The sequence below is a fragment of the Cupriavidus sp. UGS-1 genome (assembly GCF_021213615.1).
Taxonomy (GTDB): domain Bacteria; phylum Pseudomonadota; class Gammaproteobacteria; order Burkholderiales; family Burkholderiaceae; genus Cupriavidus.
Window position 1 is genome coordinate 1 of the sequence record NZ_JAJQJF010000036.1, and the last position, 2,917, is coordinate 2,917.

Sequence of the window (2,917 nt, forward strand, 5' to 3'; positions counted from 1 at the left end):
CGTGACGGCGGCCGAAGCCTCCGCGGCGGGCTTGTCCTGCGCCGCGGCCGCGCCCGACAGGGCCATGCCCGCCGTGCCCAGCGCCAGCGCCATGGCGCCGGCCGTCAGGAATCGTTTGAACCAGCTAGTCATCTGAATACCTCTTGTCGCTCTTGTATGGCTCGTTTGTTGGCGTCGGCGTGGCGTTACAGCGCGTCGCCGCCGGTCTCCCCGGTACGGATCCGGATGACCTGCTCGATCGGCGCGACGAAGATCTTGCCGTCGCCGATCTTGCCGGTGCGGGCCGACTTCTCGATCGCCTCGATCGCGCGGTCGACCACATCGTCGGGCACCGCGACCTCGATCTTGACCTTGGGCAGGAAGTCGACGATGTATTCGGCGCCGCGGTACAGCTCGGTATGGCCCTTCTGGCGGCCGAAACCCTTGACCTCGGTGACGGTGATGCCGGACACGCCCACGTCCGACAGCGCTTCACGCACTTCGTCGAGCTTGAACGGCTTGATGACGGCGATGATCAGTTTCATCCGTGTTCTCCTGAGAGCGCGGCCCCGTTTGCCGGCGGGGCCCGCTCGTGCTGACCGTGTTTAGAAAGTCTTGGTGAGCGTGGCGACCACCGTGGCCTTGCCCATGTAGCGGCCCGAGGTGTTGGTGTAGACGCCGCGCTTGGCATTGGTGTCGATGTACGCGACCGCCGCCGAGAAGCCGTTGCCCAGGTCCTTGGTCAGGCCGAGCTTCCAGTCGGTGTACGAGGCGTCCGCCACGTTCTGCACTTTCTGGTAGCCGACGTGCGCGTTCAGCGTCAGACCCCAGAACTCGAGCGGCACGTTGGCCGCCAGGTCGACGTACCAGCTGTTCTTGCTGTCGTAGAAGCCGAACAGGTTGGTCGGCGCGTACGAGTACTTCAGGAACACCGGGCCGTAGCCGATGCCTGCGTAGATTTCAGTGGTGTACGGCCGCGTGAAATTGGCCGGATAGTCGCCGGGGTAGTAGTACTGCAGCACGCCGACGTCGTAGTTCCACTTGCCGTCGCCGAAGGTGTTCTTGAAGCCGGCGTAGAAGTCCATCTCGATCGGCGCCGACACCTCGTCGTTGCTGTCGTTCAGCCAGCTGATGCTCGAGTTCCAGTTGCCCGCGTAGAAGCCGCTCGCATGGCTGTAGTCGAAGCCGCCCTGGATCGCCGGCCGGCGGTTGGTCTGCATGATGCCGCGGTAGCGGTATTCGGAGGCCAGCGTCACGTTCGCCGTGAACGTATGCGGCGAGGCCGCTTCGGCGGTCGCGGGCGCGCTCTGCGCCAGCGCGGTGGTGGCGGAACCGCACAGCGTCAGCGCGCCGATGGCGAGGGCCAGCGTCTTCATGGATTTCTTCTCCTTTTCCTTGGGCTCGGGACTTCTCTGTCAGGCCGATACTGCAACTGCCATGCCAGGGTCCGCCGGCGCACGGGCGCGCGTGGGTCGCGTTGCAAGCGCGCGGGGGACGGAGAATGAAAAGGCGTTTCCTTCTGCCTTCGGAAAGCCCGCAACATGGGGCCCGGCGGGCGGCGCCGGGTTAAATGCTGTGTCCGATGGGACCGGGCCGCTTTCCCCGGCGCGCTTCACGGGCCATAATCGGCCCATGCCACCGGCTGGTGCCGGCCGCCGCCATGGGCGCGCACTGCACCGATAACGTGCAGATGCGCCCATCCGGCCGCCCCCGCCGCCCCCGATCGATGCACCCCGACGGTGCAGAAGGAGAAACCGATGAAACCGACCGATCTCTTCAACGACCTGCAGAGCAAGGTCAGCGAGGTACTGCGCAATTCGCCCGCCAAGGACATCGAGAAGAATGTCCGCAGCATGATGACCCAGGGCTTTGCCAAGCTCGATCTGGTCACCCGCGAGGAATTCGACGTGCAGTCGCAGGTGCTGGCCCGCACGCGTGCGCGGCTGGAGGAACTGGAGATGCGTGTCGCGGACCTGGAACGCCGCGCCGGCATGGCGGGGGCGGCGGGCGTGGGACCGGCCACGGTCGGCACCGCCGGCGCCGGCACCACGGGCTCGGCCACCTCGGTACCGGGCTCGACCACGCCCGAGCCGGGCACCGGGCCGACGAACCCGGGGCTGGCCGGCTGAACGCGCCAGACCTCACGTCATGCGAAGGCCGCCGGGCAACCGGCGGCCTTCTGCGTTTACGGCGGCGTTAATAAATCGGTGACGTGCCGGATCGCCCTTTCACTGCCTTCGTCCACCGCTCGCGCCCTACGCCTTCGCCCGTCACCCTAGCCCACCACCCTCGCCCACCCTTCCTCCACCTCTTCCTCTTTCCCCTGGTCGCCCCCATGCACCTCGCCGTCCTGCGCAGCCGCGCGCTGACCGGCATCGACGCGCCGCCGGTCTCGGTCGAAATCCACCTGGCCAATGGCCTGCCGGCCTTCGCCATCGTCGGGCTGGCGGAGACCGAGGTGCGCGAGAGCCGCGAGCGCGTGCGCGCGGCGATCCTGAACTGCGGCTTCGAATTCCCGAACCGGCGCATCACCGTCAATCTGGCGCCCGCCGATCTGCCGAAGGAATCGGGCCGCTTCGACCTGGCGATCGCGCTCGGCATCCTCGCGGCGAGCGGACAGATCCCGGCACCGGCGCTGGACGGCTACGAGTTCGCCGCGGAGCTGTCGCTGTCGGGCGCGCTGCGGCCGGTGCGCGGCGCGCTGGCGATGGCGATGGGGCTGGCGCGTGAGCAGGCGGCCGGAGCCGGAGTCGGAGCCGGAGCCGGAGCCGGAGCGGGAGCCGGGGCCGGAGAAACAGCAAGAGCAGGGGCAGGGTCCAATGCCAGCGCCGGCGCCGCCGGCCGCGCCTTCGTGGTCGCGGCCGGCAACGGCGCCGAGGCCGCGCTGGTCGAGTCGGTCACGGTGCTGGCGGCCGCCTCGCTGCCCGAGGTCTGCGCG

At 68.4% G+C, this 2,917-nt stretch carries 3 protein-coding genes and 1 pseudogene; 2 read left to right on the plus strand and 2 right to left on the minus strand.

Annotation, left to right across the window (positions count from 1 at the left end; genetic code table 11):
- Nucleotides 1-185: 185 nt before the first annotated feature.
- Together LRR16_RS24355 and LRR16_RS24360 are read right to left on the minus strand one after the other, a co-directional pair.
- Nucleotides 186-524: a P-II family nitrogen regulator gene (locus tag LRR16_RS24355; protein WP_006159494.1), complete on the minus strand. Its 339-nt coding sequence runs from the start codon at nucleotides 522-524 to the stop codon at nucleotides 186-188.
- Nucleotides 525-584: 60 nt separating this feature from the next.
- On the minus strand, nucleotides 585-1,355 hold the full coding sequence (locus LRR16_RS24360; protein WP_064577349.1) for a TorF family putative porin: 771 nt from the start codon (nucleotides 1,353-1,355) through the stop codon (nucleotides 585-587).
- Between the two features lie 381 nt (nucleotides 1,356-1,736).
- On the opposite strand from LRR16_RS24360, the pseudogene LRR16_RS24365 reads away from it, so the two are divergent.
- A pseudogene (locus LRR16_RS24365) lies at nucleotides 1,737-1,985 on the plus strand (accessory factor UbiK family protein); the annotation flags it as partial.
- A 329-nt stretch (nucleotides 1,986-2,314) separates the two neighbouring features.
- On the plus strand, nucleotides 2,315-2,917 hold a 603-nt coding region (locus tag LRR16_RS24370), incomplete at its 3' end, for a magnesium chelatase domain-containing protein (protein WP_304524555.1).

Bases quoted from the DNA above. Each gene is read 5' to 3' on its own strand.
- LRR16_RS24355 (WP_006159494.1), bottom strand. From the start codon at position 524: ATGAAACTGATCATCGCCGTCATCAAGCCGTTCAAGCTCGACGAAGTG.
- LRR16_RS24360 (WP_064577349.1), bottom strand. From the start codon at position 1,355: ATGAAGACGCTGGCCCTCGCCATCGGCGCGCTGACGCTGTGCGGTTCC.